The sequence below is a fragment of the Arsenophonus endosymbiont of Aphis craccivora genome, from assembly GCF_013460135.1.
Lineage (GTDB): Bacteria > Pseudomonadota > Gammaproteobacteria > Enterobacterales > Enterobacteriaceae > Arsenophonus > Arsenophonus nilaparvatae.
This window is the reverse complement of sequence record NZ_CP038155.1, coordinates 1,291,607-1,306,335: the sequence shown is the minus strand read 5'-3', so window position 1 is coordinate 1,306,335 and position 14,729 is coordinate 1,291,607. Positions and strand designations below refer to the sequence as shown.

The 14,729-nt window shown below is 42.1% G+C and carries 14 protein-coding genes and 5 pseudogenes; 9 read left to right on the top strand and 10 right to left on the bottom strand.

All coding sequences use genetic code 11. The features are described 5' to 3' along the window. Positions 1 to 34 precede the first annotated feature (34 nt). A complete protein-coding gene (locus E3U36_RS06815) occupies positions 35 to 958 on the bottom strand; it encodes an IS5 family transposase (protein WP_180815959.1) in 924 nt (307 codons plus the stop codon). Between the two features lie 403 nt (positions 959 to 1,361). Between E3U36_RS06815 and E3U36_RS06810 the strand changes: the two genes are divergently transcribed. Together E3U36_RS06810 and E3U36_RS06805 are read left to right on the top strand one after the other, a co-directional pair. Next, positions 1,362 to 1,664 carry a TfoX/Sxy family protein gene (locus E3U36_RS06810; protein WP_238337552.1) on the top strand — a complete coding sequence of 101 codons (303 nt, stop codon included), beginning with the start codon at positions 1,362 to 1,364 and terminating at the stop codon, positions 1,662 to 1,664. A gap of 64 nt (positions 1,665 to 1,728) precedes the next feature. Continuing rightward, the gene (locus tag E3U36_RS06805; RefSeq protein WP_180815955.1) at positions 1,729 to 2,652 is read left to right on the top strand and encodes an IS5 family transposase; all 924 of its coding nucleotides are present in this window, start codon (positions 1,729 to 1,731) and stop codon (positions 2,650 to 2,652) included. A 54-nt stretch (positions 2,653 to 2,706) separates the two neighbouring features. Here the strand turns inward: E3U36_RS06805 and E3U36_RS06800 are convergent. From E3U36_RS06800 to E3U36_RS06785, 4 genes and pseudogenes are all read right to left on the bottom strand, one after another. Further along, positions 2,707 to 3,113 (bottom strand): annotated as a pseudogene (locus E3U36_RS06800) (Hsp33 family molecular chaperone HslO); the annotation flags it as partial. A gap of 26 nt (positions 3,114 to 3,139) precedes the next feature. Further along, a complete protein-coding gene (gene hslR / locus E3U36_RS06795; RefSeq protein ID WP_180815953.1) occupies positions 3,140 to 3,556 on the bottom strand; it encodes a ribosome-associated heat shock protein Hsp15 in 417 nt (138 codons plus the stop codon). 15 nt (positions 3,557 to 3,571) lie between these two features. After that, positions 3,572 to 4,099: an IgaA/UmoB family intracellular growth attenuator gene (locus E3U36_RS06790; RefSeq protein ID WP_255479072.1), complete on the bottom strand. Its 528-nt coding sequence runs from the start codon at positions 4,097 to 4,099 to the stop codon at positions 3,572 to 3,574. An 88-nt stretch (positions 4,100 to 4,187) separates the two neighbouring features. Next, positions 4,188 to 5,111: an IS5 family transposase gene (locus E3U36_RS06785; protein ID WP_180815949.1), complete on the bottom strand. Its 924-nt coding sequence runs from the start codon at positions 5,109 to 5,111 to the stop codon at positions 4,188 to 4,190. On the opposite strand from E3U36_RS06785, the gene E3U36_RS12605 reads away from it, so the two are divergent. After that, a complete protein-coding gene (locus E3U36_RS12605) occupies positions 5,105 to 5,266 on the top strand; it encodes a hypothetical protein (RefSeq protein WP_238337407.1) in 162 nt (53 codons plus the stop codon). The two genes, E3U36_RS06785 and E3U36_RS12605, sit on opposite strands and share 7 nt — an antisense overlap. Here E3U36_RS12605 and udp read toward each other — a convergent pair. Beyond that, positions 5,188 to 5,849 (bottom strand): annotated as a pseudogene (gene udp, locus E3U36_RS06780) (uridine phosphorylase); the annotation flags it as partial. The gene E3U36_RS12605 and the pseudogene udp overlap by 79 nt on opposite strands. Positions 5,850 to 6,263: 414 nt before the next feature. On the opposite strand from udp, the gene E3U36_RS12600 reads away from it, so the two are divergent. Continuing rightward, complete coding sequence (locus E3U36_RS12600; protein WP_369412967.1) at positions 6,264 to 6,533, top strand: YidB family protein; 270 nt, start codon at positions 6,264 to 6,266, stop codon at positions 6,531 to 6,533. 60 nt (positions 6,534 to 6,593) lie between these two features. After that, complete coding sequence (locus E3U36_RS06770) at positions 6,594 to 7,616, top strand: IS5 family transposase (RefSeq protein ID WP_180815948.1); 1,023 nt, start codon at positions 6,594 to 6,596, stop codon at positions 7,614 to 7,616. A gap of 227 nt (positions 7,617 to 7,843) precedes the next feature. Here the strand turns inward: E3U36_RS06770 and E3U36_RS06765 are convergent, their stop codons facing one another. The 4 genes and pseudogenes from E3U36_RS06765 to E3U36_RS06750 form a co-directional block, all read right to left on the bottom strand. Next, a complete protein-coding gene (locus E3U36_RS06765; protein WP_180815946.1) occupies positions 7,844 to 8,713 on the bottom strand; it encodes a carboxylate/amino acid/amine transporter in 870 nt (289 codons plus the stop codon). Positions 8,714 to 8,731: 18 nt separating this feature from the next. Continuing rightward, positions 8,732 to 9,522: pseudogene (locus tag E3U36_RS06760) on the bottom strand (cation:proton antiporter family protein); the annotation flags it as partial. 254 nt (positions 9,523 to 9,776) lie between these two features. Beyond that, a pseudogene (locus tag E3U36_RS06755) lies at positions 9,777 to 11,114 on the bottom strand (NCS2 family permease). A gap of 204 nt (positions 11,115 to 11,318) precedes the next feature. Then, positions 11,319 to 12,242: pseudogene (locus E3U36_RS06750) on the bottom strand (IS5 family transposase). Between E3U36_RS06750 and E3U36_RS12975 the strand changes: the two are divergent. The 4 genes from E3U36_RS12975 to E3U36_RS06735 all read left to right on the top strand — a co-directional run bounded on the left by E3U36_RS12975 (position 12,236) and on the right by E3U36_RS06735 (position 14,697). Continuing rightward, positions 12,236 to 12,364 carry a hypothetical protein gene (locus tag E3U36_RS12975; protein WP_255479071.1) on the top strand — a complete coding sequence of 43 codons (129 nt, stop codon included), beginning with the start codon at positions 12,236 to 12,238 and terminating at the stop codon, positions 12,362 to 12,364. The pseudogene E3U36_RS06750 and the gene E3U36_RS12975 overlap by 7 nt on opposite strands. Positions 12,365 to 13,102: 738 nt before the next feature. After that, the gene (locus E3U36_RS06745; protein WP_180815944.1) at positions 13,103 to 13,441 is read left to right on the top strand and encodes a hypothetical protein; all 339 of its coding nucleotides are present in this window, start codon (positions 13,103 to 13,105) and stop codon (positions 13,439 to 13,441) included. 43 nt (positions 13,442 to 13,484) lie between these two features. Then, positions 13,485 to 13,892: an OspG family effector kinase gene (locus tag E3U36_RS13430; RefSeq protein WP_439647292.1), complete on the top strand. Its 408-nt coding sequence runs from the start codon at positions 13,485 to 13,487 to the stop codon at positions 13,890 to 13,892. Between the two features lie 184 nt (positions 13,893 to 14,076). Further along, positions 14,077 to 14,697: a hypothetical protein gene (locus E3U36_RS06735; RefSeq protein ID WP_180815941.1), complete on the top strand. Its 621-nt coding sequence runs from the start codon at positions 14,077 to 14,079 to the stop codon at positions 14,695 to 14,697. Positions 14,698 to 14,729 lie beyond the last annotated feature (32 nt).

The following is a 14,729-nucleotide window of genomic DNA, read 5'->3' as shown; positions in this document are numbered from 1 at the left end:
TTAGCCGCCAGGATGGCTCCCTCTGCTACAGCTGTTATCCGATCCTGACGCTGTGTGGCATACCTAACAACGTCATACGGTTCAGCGCTTTGACCATCGCCATTGCTTCACCTACCTGAGCCTCATAGTCACGCAGCCTCAGATGGCCACCCAGCAAAGTTTTTATGCGGAACATCGCTGTTTCTGCCACTGAACGCCGGTGATAACCCACTTTCTTTTTCCACATATCATTACTCCTGCTCAGACGCTGATTCGCCACCGCATGGTTACGTTCATGGTACTTGTCCGGCCAGTATTTCGCTCCGCTTCGCGGCGGGATAAGGGGCCTGATTTTCTTTCTTAGCAACGCATCGTGGCAGTAACAGGCGTCATAAGCACCGTCTGCTGACACTTCCCTGATTTTCCGGTGGGTTTGGTTAATCAGGCCCGGCAGTGCCTGCGCATCTGTCGTTCCGCTGAGCGATAAGTCGGCACAGATAATCTCATGAGTCACACTGTCTGCTGCCAGATGAAGCTTGCGCCACACTCTTCGTCTGTCAGCCCCATGCTGCCTGACTTTCCATTCACCTTCGCCAAAGACCTTCAGACCGGTACTGTCGATGACCAGATGCGAGATTTCACCACGCGTTGGCGTTTTTATGCTGATGTTGACGCTCTTTGCTCGTCTGCTGACCAGCGAGTAGTCCGGACAGCATAGCGGCAAAGACATGAGTTTAAAAATCGAATCAACGAAGCCCTGTAATGCCCGGAGCGACAGGTTAAACACACGCTTCATCATCAGGACAGTGGTAACAGTCATATCGCTGTAGTAAAGCGGCCGGCCACGACCTTCAGGCGAAGAACTGTCAGTCCATCCAGCGATGGCCGACTCATCAAGCCAGACCGTCAGGGAACCGCGTTGTCTGAGTGCCTTGTTGTACGCGGGCCAGTTGGTAATTTTAAACTTTTGCTTTGCCATGGGGACCTGATGTTGAAACGAATTTAGCGATCAGCTCCGCCAATCACCTAAAAGTTCGATTTATTCAACAAAGCCCCTGTTAAGTAGAATATTTTTATTAACTATTAATGAGTTAAATGGATATATGCGACAGTTTATTTATTATAAATATTGGATAAAAAGGGTAACTATTAAGTTATGTTTTGTAATTGGTAAGATATTTATTTAGCTATATTTAATTTAATATTAAACGATGCTTAAGGTTTTATTCGTCGCCTTTTGTATACACGGTTTTGCAATAATCAAGGAAGTTTTTAAAGTGGATGAAATAACTTAATAAATTTTCTTACTATTTTAACTGATTAAAATATGGAGAAGTATAAAAATATTAGATTTGTGAGCGTTCACATGGAGAGTGGCAATTATGCTTTTATTTGATTCTCGTTTTTCTTGTTTGCAAAGCCTAATGGAAAATTATGGCCACATAAAGAAAAAACCGCATTTCGGGGGTTATTGTATTCTAGTCAATCATGTCATTATTGGGCAGGTATTGGATGGCGAGTTTTATTTGCGAGGTTGTTTATTTGCGGAACGTCAATTTGAAGTGTCAGGATTGCAAAAACTGATTTATACCAAGAAAGGCGTTCCTCTTATATTAAAGTATTTTTTTATCAATGAAATGCTGTGGAATGATAATTTACTTTTATGTTATTACAGGCTTTGTTGAATAAATCGAACTTTTAGGTGATTGGCGGAGCTGATCGCTAAATTCGTTTCAACATCAGGTCCCCATGGCAAAGCAAAAGTTTAAAATTACCAACTGGCCCGCGTACAACAAGGCACTCAGACAACGCGGTTCCCTGACGGTCTGGCTTGATGAGTCGGCCATCGCTGGATGGACTGACAGTTCTTCGCCTGAAGGTCGTGGCCGGCCGCTTTACTACAGCGATATGGCTGTTACCACTGTCCTGATGATGAAGCGTGTGTTTAACCTGTCGCTCCGGGCATTACAGGGCTTCGTTGATTCGATTTTTAAACTCATGTCTTTGCCGCTGTGCTGTCCGGACTACTCGCTGGTCAGCAGACTAGCAAAGAGCGTCAACATCAGCATAAAAACGCCAACGCGTGGTGAAATCTCGCATCTGGTCATCGACAGTACCGGTCTGAAGGTCTTTGGCGAAGGTGAATGGAAAGTCAGGCAGCATGGGGCTGACAGACGAAGAGTGTGGCGCAAGCTTCATCTGGCAGCAGACGGTGTGACTCATGAGATTATCTGTGCCGACTTATCGCTCAGCGGAACGACAGATGCGCAGGCACTGCCGGGCCTGATTAACCAAACCCACCGGAAAATCAGGGAAGTGTCAGCAGACGGTGCTTATGACGCCTGTTACTGCCACGATGCGTTGCTAAGAAAGAAAATCAGGCCCCTTATCCCTCCGCGAAGCGGAGCGAAATACTGGCCGGACAAGTACCATGAACGTAACCATGCGGTGGCGAATCAGCGTCTGAGCAGGAGTAATGATATGTGGAAAAAGAAAGTGGGTTATCACCGGCGTTCAGTGGCAGAAACAGCGATGTTCCGCATAAAAACTTTGCTGGGTGGCCATCTGAGGCTGCGTGACTATGAGGCTCAGGTAGGTGAAGCAATGGCGATGGTCAAAGCGCTGAACCGTATGACGTTGTTGGGTATGCCACACAGCGTCAGGATCGGATAACAGCTGTAGCAGAGGGAGCCATCCTGGCGGCTAATTCTGATTTATTCAACAAAGCCAATAATCATCCAAACATTCCGCTATTGTATTACCTTCCAATGCAACAAAACCTTGATAACGATCACCATATAACCTTGGCCAACCATCTGTTTTAATGATGATTGAGCAGTAACTGAACCTTCAATACGAGCAACACCTCTCATTTGTTGGTGATTATTTCCGTTTATTACCAACATTTTTACCGGGCCATCTCCCTGAATTTGTATGGTTATATCACCTTCAAATTTTAAAGTTGCTGTTAATAAACTAGTGGCAACTAACAATTCACCCAATAATAGATTAACTGCTGACGGATAATCGTGTTGATCGAGTATCTTTTTATAAGTTTCATTGACTGAAACTAGCTCACCACGAACAGCATCATTTTGAAACAAAAAACGGTGTAACTGGTCATGTTTAGACATATTTTCTCTCATTGCTAAAGTTGTCATCAAAATGACTCATTTAAATTTGTATGCTTAAATTTAATCAGGTTACGTCGTTCTTTCTTATCAGGACGACGTTCTGGGTTTGGCATGGTTAATGAATTAGTTTTACGCGCTAAAGCCAATCTTTCTCTATTAACAATACTGTCTTGTGTTTCATGATATAACGCTCTTGCTTCTGATGCGCCCCGTCTCTGATCGCTAATGGCCAATATTTCTATAGTTAACTCATCATTTCCTTGTCTTAATTTTATAATGGCATGCTTTTCAACGACTTTACTTGGTTTACTTCGCTGCCCATTATAGTGAACTTTGCCACCCTCAATCATTTTACGAGCAATTGCTCGAGTTTTATAAAAACGTGCAGCCCATAACCATTTATCTAAACGAATAATCAAATCCATATCTGACTGTGTTTTCATACTCTTTTCATTAGGTTACATATTTTTTTGCTGGTCAGTGGAAGAGACAATATTGAAACAATGCTCATAATATTGCCGAATACTTTTTAATCGCCACTGATTTATACGCTTACGTGTAATAACCAGAATAAGATTTAGTATAAAAGTTGCCATTAAAACCAAGTTTAATAGAAAAGCACTAATATAGCGTAAAAGTAACATAGAACTAGGTTTACTATGTAAAACAATATGACGCGTACCTTTTGCATCGACAAATAATTTAGTAATAATACCTTCTGCTTCAAAAGGAGTATGCATTAAAATATCTGACAATTTTTGCAGCTCTTGCCATTTTTGTAATGGAGAATAAGAATCAACAACAGGAGAGTGGAATGAAACTAAATCTACAAACGGTTTTCCTTCATCACTGATAAGTAATACACCTCTGGTCGGTGGTGTATTCAATAACGCCGCTGCTTTTTCTATTTCTATATTAATATAAAAAGATGTCGTTTCATTAACCAGTTTTTCCAAAGTTTCTGCCCCACCTGGCCGCAATATCACATTGGTACGGCTTTGTTGAATAAATCAGAATTAGCCGCCAGGATGGCTCCCTCTGCTACAGCTGTTATCCGATCCTGTGCTACAGCTGTTATCCGATCCTGACGCTGTGTGGCATACCCAACAACGTCATACGGTTCAGCGCTTTGACCATCGCCATTTCTTCACCTACCTGAGCCTCATAGTCACGCAGCCTCAGATGGCCACCCAGCAAAGTTTTTATGCGGAACATCGCTGTTTCTGCCACTGAACGCCGGTGATAACCCACTTTCTTTTTCCACATATCATTACTCCTGCTTAGACGCTGATTCGCCACCGCATGGTTACGTTCATGGTACTTGTCCGGCCAGTATTTCGCTCCGCTTCGCGGCGGGATAAGGGGCCTGATTTTCTTTCTTAGCAACGCATCGTGGCAGTAACAGGCGTCATAAGCACCGTCTGCTGACACTTCCCTGATTTTCCGGTGGGTTTGGTTAATCAGGCCCGGCAGTGCCTGCGCATCTGTCGTTCCGCTGAGCGATAAGTCGGCACAGATAATCTCATGATTCACACTGTCTGCTGCCAGATGAAGCTTGCGCCACACTCTTCGTCTGTCAGCCCCATGCTGCCTGACTTTCCATTCACCTTCGCCAAAGACCTTCAGACCGGTACTGTCGATGACCAGATGCGAGATTTCACCACGCGTTGGCGTTTTTATGCTGATGTTGACGCTCTTTGCTCGTCTGCTGACCAGCGAGTAGTCCGGACAGCACAGCGGCAAAGACATGAGTTTAAAAATCGAATCAACGAAGCCCTGTAATGCCCGGAGCGACAGGTTAAACACACGCTTCATCATCAGGACAGTGGTAACAGCCATATCGCTGTAGTAAAGCGGCCGGCCACGACCTTCAGGCGAAGAACTGTCAGTCCATCCAGCGATGGCCGACTCATCAAGCCAGACCGTCAGGGAACCGCGTTGTCTGAGTGCCTTGTTGTACGCGGGCCAGTTGGTAATTTTAAACTTTTGCTTTGCCATGGGGACCTGATGTTGAAACGAATTTAGCGATCAGCTCCGCCAATCACCTAAAAGTTCGATTTATTCAACAAAGCCCAATCACGCCAGTAATCATACCTGCTGATAATCCCTGGCTTGCACACATAGTAAGTAAGGTGGCCGACTCCATTTCATAATTAATCACTCCCATCTTTTGCCACTCTTCCATCGATCCGCGAAAACGACGAACAACGCGCCCACTATAGGTATCATAACGTTCCTGACCAGGATAAAAAGTATCCGAAGACGCAGTAATACCAACATGGGTTGTGCTCTCTGCTGCTTTAGCTGCATCATAAAGCGCATTGGTACAATTACAATCAGCTACCGCAGGATATTCTAAAGGCGCAAAATGTAAGCTAGCACCATCTAGACGTACTGCGCCAGTAGTAATATAGTAATAAGTACATCACCGACATTGATATTTTTTTGAATTGCACCGGTAGTACCGATACGAAGAAAAGTACGTATGCCTAATTGTGCTAATTCTTCAACAGCAATAGAAGTCGAGGGGCCACCAAGACCGGTTGAACAAATAATAATCGACTTGCCATTAAGTTCAGCACGCCATGAGGTAAATTCACGTAACGAAGCCAGATATACCGGGTTATCCATTAATTTGGCAATTTTTTCTACCCGATTTGGATCGCCAGGCACAATAGCAAGCGTTGCACCTTGTAAGTCATTTTTAGTTAATCCCAAGTGAAAAACATCAGACATAATTACACCATACTGTATTTTTAATTTATTTAATCCATTAATTTAATAATAAAATGATAACCTTTTAATGATAGGGATCATTTAAAGCAATAATGAAAAGCTGCTTTTACACAAAAATATGATCAAATTATTTATGCTAGCTTGATCATATCGTATTTTTAATAAATAAAAATCACTTGATTAATTAAAAGGATCCGGTAAATCTTTTAAGTCTTTTATTGTATTTTTAGCTTATCACTCACTATTATTAACGTATGACTAGCAAAGATTTTAATAATTTCTAACCTTGTAGAATTTAAAGGTTGGAAGATACCAATCGTTTAACCAATTTTGATGTTGCAAGGGGGTTATCATGGGATTTTTAGATCAACTTACCGATATGGTTGGTGGTGAAAATTTAATCAATATAAAAATATTTTAAGCTGGATTGAAACACAAGGTGGCATTCGGGGCTTAATTAATAAATTTGAGCAACAAGGATTTGGAGGAATTATTCAATCCTGGATAGGCTCAGGGGAGAACTTACCCGTAAGTATGGAGCAAATTAGCTCAATATTTGGTACAAGTAATATTTCTGCCTTAGCCAGTAAAGTCGGTTTAAATTCAGAACAAACGTCTTCATTAATCGCAGAGTATTTGCCTAAATTAGTTAATACAGCAACCCCAGATGGCTTTGTTGAATAAATCGAACTTTTAGGTGATTGGCGGAGCTGATCGCTAAATTCGTTTCAACATCAGGTCCCCATGGCAAAGCAAAAGTTTAAAATTACCAACTGGCCCGCGTACAACAAGGCACTCAGACAACGCGGTTCCCTGACGGTCTGGCTTGATGAGTCGGCCATCGCTGGATGGACTGACAGTTCTTCGCCTGAAGGTCGTGGCCGGCCGCTTTACTACAGCGATATGGCTGTTACCACTGTCCTGATGATGAAGCGTGTGTTTAACCTGTCGCTCCGGGCATTACAGGGCTTCGTTGATTCGATTTTTAAACTCATGTCTTTGCCGCTGTGCTGTCCGGACTACTCGCTGGTCAGCAGACGAGCAAAGAGCGTCAACATCAGCATAAAAACGCCAACGCGTGGTGAAATCTCGCATCTGGTCATCGACAGTACCGGTCTGAAGGTCTTTGGCGAAGGTGAATGGAAAGTCAGGCAGCATGGGGCTGACAGACGAAGAGTGTGGCGCAAGCTTCATCTGGTCATCGACAGTACCGGTCTGAAGGTCTTTGGCGAAGGTGAATGGAAAGTCAGGCAGCATGGGGCTGACAGACGAAGAGTGTGGCGCAAGCTTCATCTGGCAGCAGACAGTGTGACTCATGAGATTATCTGTGCCGACTTATCGCTCAGCGGAACGACAGATGCGCAGGCACTGCCGGGCCTGATTAACCAAACCCACCGGAAAATCAGGGAAGTGTCAGCAGACGGTGCTTATGACGCCTGTTACTGCCACGATGCGTTGCTAAGAAAGAAAATCAGGCCCCTTATCCCGCCGCGAAGCGGAGCGAAATACTGGCCGGACAAGTACCATGAACGTAACCATGCGGTGGCGAATCAGCGTCTGAGCAGGAGTAATGATATGTGGAAAAAGAAAGTGGGTTATCACCGGCGTTCAGTGGCAGAAACAGCGATGTTCCGCATAAAAACTTTGCTGGGTGGCCATCTGAGGCTGCGTGACTATGAGGCTCAGGTAGGTGAAGCAATGGCGATGGTCAAAGCGCTGAACCGTATGACGTTGTTGGGTATGCCACACAGCGTCAGGATCGGATAACAGCTGTAGCAGAGGGAGCCATCCTGTCGGCTAATTCTGATTTATTCAACAAAGCCACCCCAGATGGTAAAATACCGGAAAAATTAGATTTAACGTCGATTGGTCTTAAACTACTAAAAGATAAATTTTTTGGTAGCTAATCATTATTGCCCATCCCTGTTACGATGGGCAAATTTCGTTTAATTAGCGGCGACCATTTCCGTCACTATGGATCCAATTGTTGGCGTTCAATCTATCTTGCTTAAAGTTGATCGATAGAGCCAATGCCAATGTACCCAAAGAGATAACAACAGTAGACTGCTACCTAAAATAAAGCTAAGCCAATCGCGATGCTGTTGCCAGACAACAAAATTGACCAATAATCCGGCTGGTACCAACATATTATTCATAATGTCCAACGTACCATCATCTACCTGCGTCGCGCCATAATTCCACATAAAGTAGCCAATACCAGAAGCGCCCACTCCCAACCAAATTAAAACACCCCACTGTATTTTTGTGGTGGGTAATTTACTAACATCACCGAATATCATCCAACCGAATAGTGCTATAGTAAAGGCTCCGATATAGAACCAAGAAAAGGCTTGCCGCTGTGGAATAGGAGAAATTTCCATCATTCTTTTGTAACAAACTTGGCCAATCGCAAAGGAAATATTCGCCAATTGCACATAAAGTAAACCTAGCCAAAAAGATCCGCTCAAATGATCATAACGAATGATAGCAGCTCCAATCACTGCCAGCATTGCACTCAACAAATATCCCCAGCGTAGATGCTGCCTTTCCAATAGATCATAAAATAACGTTATATAAAGCGGGGTTAACACTGTGAAGAGTAAAAATTCAACGACGCTAAGATAATTATATGATTGAAAAACAAATAGATACATGATACCTAACTGAAAAGCACCGACTAGCATATAAAGTAAAATAATTTTCAACGACAATCCACTCCAGCGTAGAAAAGTTAAAAAAACCATTGTCGCCAGAGCAACCCGGACTAAAACAGCAAACCAACTATCAACTTGGCCTGCTAAATATTCGCCGATTAAACTAAAAGACGCTGCCCACAGCAGCGTCGTAATAACTAACAATCCCATGGTCTGTCTCTTAGTAGATTAATGCTCTTTATCAATCAACAAAGCTTCCATCAAATCAAGATCTAATAATAGTGGGTTTCATTACTGATCTCTTTCGTTGCACGTAAGTGATATAACTCTGCCCGCTCGGCTCGTAACGCCGTTAAACGAAAACGACGCTCTAAATCTTCTATTAACAAATTATGCTCCATTTCATCCTGACCGGCGGTTCTACGACGCAGATAACCAGTAACACGGGAAGCAACTTCATTAATAACGTCAGGATCTAGCGCTTCTTGAGCATCGGCCGAAAGGCGCTCTTCCATTTTATTTAAGCTGACAATAGCCACTTCCGCCATCGCCGCTTTTGCCATTCGCATCTCATTAATATCTGCCAGTTTGTCACCCACTTTAAAGTTATGCAATAAAAGCGGCAAAGCAAGCACGCCAATAAAAATCGATAGCATAATAACCCCAGCGGCAATAAAAACTAACTGATAGCGAGCGGGAAAAGTGGTACCATCGGTAAGAAATAGCGGTATGGAAAGGACACCTGCCAAGGTGATTGCTCAACGTACTCCAGCAAATGATGCCAACCACAATTCACGATAAGTATAAGAAGCAAATTGCAACGGCCGTTTTTTTAATAACAACCGACTAAATCGCGTTATCAACCATAACCAACTAAACCTTAACAATAATAAATCGGTATAAATAATGAAAACGGCAACAAATAGCATCCAAGTTTCAACACTAGGATCAAGCTCAGCTTGAATAACAGAGGTTTCCCTGATACCTGGTAACTGTAAGCCAAGCATGATAAGCATGATAAGCCTGATAAGCCTGATAAGCCTGATAAGCCTGAGTTATAAGCCGAGCAAAGTATTATGCTTAACAGATATTGATTATAAAATAAGACTATGCTAGAGAAAAAATGAACTAACCGTCGTAAAACTACTGTAGTTCGCCATATTCTATCCTTAACAACAAACTATCAGTGACAATATTTTTGACTTTAAGATTAATCGTATCAGTTAACTTTATATTCCATTTTACGTTGGAATTAACATCAACGTCTATAAACTTAAATAGCTAAGCCACTCATGTAAAAAGCGACTAATATTATTGCGATCAGAACGGTACCAATATTTAATTTACGCCACTCTCCGGCACAAATGCGGCCAATCACTAAGCCAGTAAAACCAAGCATGATACCAGTGACAATATTACAGGTTAAGACAATGAATACTGCACACAATAAACCGGAAACGGCATCAATGAAGTCATTAAAGTCCAGTTGAGCAACATTACTCAGCATTAACAAACCAACATACATCAATGCTGGGGCCATTGCATAAGATGGTACTAAATAAGATAAAGGGGACAAAAATAAAATTACCAAAAACAACAAGCCAACTACTACCGCAGTTAATCCTGTTTTGCCACCCGCTGCCGTACCCGCTGCCGATTCAATGTAAACTGCTGCTGGTGAAGCGCCAATGACACCGGCAAAAATACTGCTAACTGAATCTGCGGTTAACGCTTTACCACCATCAATAATTTGACCATTTTTGTCCAACAGTTGAGCTTGACCGGCTACTGCACGGATTGTTCCTGTGGCATCAAAAATAGCTGTCATAACCAAGGCAAATAAACTGGGTAAAACAACTGGCTGTAATGCGCCAACAATATCCATACTAAACAATAACGATAAACCGTCTTCACCCAGGGTTGGTAATTTAAAGAAACCTTGGTATTTCACTTGCGGATCGAAAATTAAGCCAATAATAGAAATCACAATGATCACCATTAATACCTCCCCTGGCGTTTTTCTTCTTTCCAAACCAAAAATAACCGCTAAACCAATCAGTTACATGATCACAGGAAAAGAAGTAAATTGTCCAAGCGCAACCGGCAAACCGGCCTGCTCATTTTTTACCACCAAACCAATACCATTGGCGGCTATCAAAAGCAAAAACAGCCCGATACCTATACCTGTCCCCTGAGCAATCCCTTTTGGCATACTGCGTAGAATAAAACTACGTACACCAGTAATAGAAATAAAAGTAAATAAACATCCCATTAAAAAAACGGCACCTAAAGCAACAGGAATGCTCACTTGCTGACTAAGAACCAGACTAAATGCGGTTAATGAAATAGCACAACCGATAGCCATAGGTAAATTAGCCCATAACCCCATCAATAATGAGCCAAATCCTGCTACCAGGCAGGTTGCAATAAAAACTGCTGTGGGTGGGAAACCGGCTTGACCTAACATACCAGGTACCACAATAACAGAGTAAACCATGGCCAAAAATGTGGTGAGACCTGCAATAATCTCGCGACGAATTGTTGAGCCTCGTTGCTGTATTTTAAAAAAATGATTTAGTTTGCAATTCGAAGGAGTTTGCCTAGCAGGCATGTTGATCCTCTGTTTAGAAATTCAAGATAACTTTCAACTATGAAAGAAAACGATTGCGTCAAAAAAATAAGCCATTGCAATTATACGCAATCGTTTGGCTTCATAAAAAGAAAAAAAGAGATTTTAGAAACGCAATTATCTGGTGATCGGCTTTGTTGAATAAATCAGAATTAGCCGCCAGGATGGCTCCCTCTGCTACAGCTGTTATCCGATCCTGACGCTGTGTGGCATACCCAACAACGTCATACGGTTCAGCGCTTTGACCATCGCCATTGCTTCACCTACCTGAGCCTCATAGTCACGCAGCCTCAGATGGCCACCCAGCAAAGTTTTTATGCGGAACATCGCTGTTTCTGCCACTGAACGCCGGTGATAACCCACTTTCTTTTTCCACATATCATTACTCCTGCTCAGACGCTGATTCGCCACCGCATGGTTACGTTCATGGTACTTGTCCGGCTAGTATTTCGCTCCGCTTCGCGGCGGGATAAGGGGCCTGATTTTCTTTCTTAGCAACGCGTCGTGGCAGTAACAGGCGTCATAAGCACCGTCTGCTGACACTTCCCTGATTTTCCGGTGGGTTTGGTTAATCAGGCCCGGCAGTGCCTGCGCATCTGTCGTTCCGCTGAGCGATAAGTCGGCACAGATAATCTCATGAGTCACACTGTCTGCTGCCAGATGAAGCTTGCGCCACACTCTTCGTCTGTCAGCCCCATGCTGCCTGACTTTCCATTCACCTTCGCCAAAGACCTTCAGACCGGTACTGTCGATGACCAGATGCGAGATTTCACCACGCGTTGGCGTTTTTATGCTGATGTTGACGCTCTTTGCTCGTCTGCTGACCAGCGAGTAGTCCGGACAGCACAGCGGCAAAGACATGAGTTTAAAAATCGAATCAACGAAGCCCTGTAATGCCCGGAGCGACAGGTTAAACACACGCTTCATCATCAGGACAGTGGTAACAGCCATATCGCTGTAGTAAAGAGGCCGGCCACGACCTTCAGGCGAAGAACTGTCAGTCCATCCAGCGATGGCCGACTCATCAAGCCAGACCGTCAGGGAACCGCGTTGTCTGAGTGCCTTGTTGTACGCGGGCCAGTTGGTAATTTTAAACTTTTGCTTTGCCATGGGGACCTGATGTTGAAACGAATTTAGCGATCAGCTCCGCCAATCACCTAAAAGTTCGATTTATTCAACAAAGCCCTGGTGATCCTAAGGAAATAATCAAGCATTTTTCACCACAAAGATAATTAGCGCCATTTTATTGTTATGCAAAACCAGGCAATTTTTCTGTTTATTTTTTATGATAAGGCAACAAAAAGTAGCACCCTATTGTGGATAAGATAATGATATTATTTTGTCAGGCAAAAAGATTTTATTGAATGAAATCAACATTGAGTAATTAAAAATATTATTTATCAATATACAATGTGCTATATCAGGCTTCTATCCCAGCATACTTTTTTTCTGCTGTTTAAAGATAAACAACAGCCTATGCCTTCTACATTGTGAAGTGATGGTGTAGTCGACAGACGGACTATCAAAATGTGCTGTACATCAATCCATCATCAGCGTCACTTGGTGATCACTGTAATGAACTTGGTATTGTTGACCATTCCTTAAATAAAGCAAAACTGAACATTTGGGGAGAAATTTACAAATCATATTTTTTATTTACATTTTTATTATTTTTAATCTTACAAAAAATAATTATAATAATTTAATTTTCAATTATATGCATTCTTATCAATCCAACTGAAAGACTCCAAATAGGATTAATTATATAGGCTTACTCCACCCGCCAGTTCCACCACGACAAACACCAATTACTATACAAATTTACCCACTACATCTGCCAGTAGAAATTTGACAGCATAAGATCTTCTTATTGAAAGTTTAGGTGGGATCGATAATGAGGAAAACAGAAGGTGGGCACAACAATTACTCGCCAGATATGACTTTTTCCGCCAAACAGTTTTCATAGCCCATTGGAGTTTGCTAGGCATTACATTGAATGGGAGCAAATACCACTATGGGCGGAGCGATATAAAATACTACCCTATGAAATACCACCCATTGAAACTCGCGTTTTAGATAAAGCCGGAAATTATCATACCTTATGTTATTTTGCTAATCAAACTATCAACGCAGGCTGTGACGGTGAAGTTTATCAAGACCATGATGAAAATTATGTGATAAAAAAATATTATGAAAAATATGACTGTCAACGTGACAGTGACATTAAATCAATTGAAAAATCGATCGCATTTTTTTTGTCATTACTATGGACGTTGTTGGGTATGCCACACAGCGTCAGGATCGGATAACAGGTGTAGCAGAGGGAGCCATCCTGTCGGCTAATTCTGATTTATTCAACAAAGCCATTACTATGGTGAAAACACCGCCAAAATTTATCACGATGATGAGCAGAATTTATTTGTCAGGATAAAAAAGATTGCCGGGAAACCATTAAGTCAGGTTGATTCATTTCCAGCAGAAGCAATTAAAAAATTTAATCATATGTTAACTGAGCTGACAGAAAAAAATATTTTTCACTCAGATTTACAAAAAAATAACATTTTGTGGGATAGTGAAACAGGAAAATTCAACCCCATTGATTTTGGTAATGATACTCGTAATCTATCCAAATTAAGTCAAGAAGATCTTTCTTATGCACTGCAAAATTATGCAAAAGATTGTATTGAATTTATCATGCAGAAAATTGAACCGCCGCCCCCCTGGGCCAAATTTATTTTGGCCATGATAGTTAAAGTTTGATTTAAAATATTATCAACCTGTTATAAACATAAGTCATTGCTGGTCTTAATGACAACGGTATTTATTTAATTAACTAATCTAATTTCATGGCAATAATAAATAACAACCCTTTATCCAAAACAGATATAAAAACGCTATTCGGTTTCTTACTGTTTTTGTCTATTACCATCGCTGTTATATAAAATTGGTTTATAAAATTGGTTATTACTTCAGCCAAATTTTGTTTTCCCTACTCATCCCTCTGGTATGGATTGGTTACGGGTTATCTTTTTCGACTAAACACCACCAATTGCTGGCAATTTTTAGCCAATGGTTGCCAAGTGGCTATCAGCCGAACTTTTCTTGGATGGCTTTTTTATTTGCGTTAACCATTACGTTGATCTGGTTGTTTAAAAAATGTTTTTTGGCCGACCGGCCAGCTTTAAAAGCGGCTCAAATATGGTGTCTGGGACTCACTGTTATCTGGGTATTAGTCTTTACACTTTTTATCGGCTGGATAGATTACGCCAAAGGTTATCACAATGTGTTTGCCGATCTAAAACAACATATTGCCAGCGAATTTCTCCCTACCGACTGTATGGTCTCCCATGAAGTGGGGGAATCAGAAGCGCCAATGCTTTACTACTACACCGGAATTTTACATCAATCACAATATCACTATGAAACACCGCCTAATTGCCGGTGGCTGCTCGATCTTTCAAAAGAGGTCAGAGAACCTCCCCCTGGTATGGAAATATTCTGGATCGGCCATCGCCCTGATGAAACAAAAGAGAATTTGGTGCTATATAAGAAGATCGATCGTTGATTAGCCAGTGTTATGGTTATGATGGAGAACCG